The 1,898-nt window shown below is 62.9% G+C and carries 2 protein-coding genes; both read right to left on the reverse strand.

The window, feature by feature from the left end; translation table 11 throughout:
• Positions 1-1,369: DUF5050 domain-containing protein (locus NTW26_07745; GenBank protein ID MCX7022146.1), on the reverse strand; the 1,369-nt coding region annotated here is incomplete at its 3' end.
• A gap of 85 nt (positions 1,370-1,454) precedes the next feature.
• Positions 1,455-1,898 (reverse strand): hypothetical protein (locus NTW26_07750; protein MCX7022147.1); only part of this gene is annotated, 444 nt, incomplete at its 5' end.

Raw genomic sequence — 1,898 nt, forward strand, 5'->3', positions numbered from 1 at the left:
TCTGGTTGCGCCCGTCGGCGTCCATCACGAAGATTTCCAAGTACCCATCGCGTTCGGAGAAGAAGGCGATGCGGCGGCCGTCGGGGCTCCAGGCGGGATACCTGTCAGAGCTTCTGTTGTTCGTCAACTGCGTCTGGTTGCGCCCGTCGGCGTCCATCACGAAGATTTCCGAGTCCCCGTCGCGGTTGGAGTGGAAGGCGATGCGGCGGCCGTCCGGACTCCAGGCGGGGTTGGAGTCATTACTGCTGTTGTTGGTCAACTGTGTCTGGTTACGCCCGTCGGTGTCCATCACGAAGATTTCCCCGTCCCCGTCGCGGTCGGACGCGAAGGCGATGCGGCGGCCGTCCGTACTCCAGATGGGAGACCAGGCGTAAACACTGCAGTGGTTGGTCAACTGGGTCTGGTTGCGCCCGTCGGCGTCCATTACGTATATTTCCCATTCAAAGTCGTCCCCGTCGCGGTCGGAATTAAAGGCGATACGTCGGCCGTCGGGACTCCAGGCAGGATACGCGTCATTACCTACGTGGTTCGTCAACTGTGTCTGGTTGCGCCCGTCGGCGTCCATCACGAAGATTTCCCTGTTCATGTCGCGGCCGGACTGGTAGGTGATGCGGCCACCGGTGGAACCGGCAACCGACGATACGCCGACCTGAGTTGCAAGCCGCACCTTGTCCCCGACGACCACCGAAAACGCACCCTTCAGGACAGCCTCTGAGAGCTCATCGGCCAGAATCCGGGTGATGGTGGCCTGACCGAGATCCTGGATCTCGCGGCCGAGGAGCAAGCCGGTCTCGGGGTGGTAGATTTCCTCGCCCAGACGCATCAGGTACACCGTGTCGTTGACGTAGACGCCATCTTGGCTTCCAAGATCGGTCTTAATGGTGTTTCCCGAAACTAAAACCACGGTGCCATCGACCGAGATGGTTCCGGACAACTGGACGGCCAGACTATTAGCCACCGTCAACAGGTCCTCCAGACTGCGCGATTCCTGGGCCAGCGACTGCTCCACCCTGCTAGAATAAACATCCACCAGCCGCACGCTGACGATATAGGACCCACCCACCTGCGCGACCTTGCCCACGATGACCTTCTGGGCGCCCGCCAACTGACCCACCTTAACGAAGCACTCCGTCGTCGTGCAGCCGGAAATCGCCAGCCCCTGCTCTTCCATCAGGGCCTCCAGGCGGTCCCTTTCGACGACCTCGAAGCGGTAGGTGTTGATGAGCGCGTTCAGGAAGCTGTCCGAAACGCCGGATGCCACCGATTCGCTCACGCCGCTCGGTTCGAGGCCCATGAAGGCTATCTTGAGCTTGGGCGCGGCCAGGGCGGCGGAGGCGATCAACAGGATGATAATGACTTTTTTACGCATGGTATCCCCTCATGCACGAGGAATCTGGTAAAGCTCACTTCCCCTGGTCAAGCACGAAAAACACTTCGCCACCGCGAAGCCGAGCCTAATCCGTGATGCGCTGCCAGGCGGTGATGCGCGCGCCGGTGAGCGGGAACGGCAGACGCTGGGTTTCTAAACGACGGTCGTAAGTCAACCGGATGACCGGCGGGGTGTAGGCCTCGGCGGTGAGCCAGGCAATCTGCCCTTCCCTGGGCGGGGAGCCGAGCGGGGCCATGACGGCCGTGCGCAGGTGAATCCAGGAGCCCTCGAGGGTTATCTCCGCCGTGGGACCCCAGGCTTCAAGGAGAGGCAGGGCCGCCGCGGGGGCCGTCCCCTCGCCGCCGGCGAAACCGGCTTCGGAAAGCACCGGCTGACCGTCCACCAAAACCGCCACCACGCGCAGGGCCGTGGGCACGCGCCGCTCAACGGGGAGCGCCGCGTCTGCGTCCTCCCAATTCTCCGACAGGAGCCAGATCCGCCCCCGGGGTGCGACGAGCTCCAAGAGGCG

The sequence above is a fragment of the bacterium genome, from assembly GCA_026398675.1.
Classification (GTDB): Bacteria; RBG-13-66-14; RBG-13-66-14; order RBG-13-66-14; family RBG-13-66-14; genus RBG-13-66-14.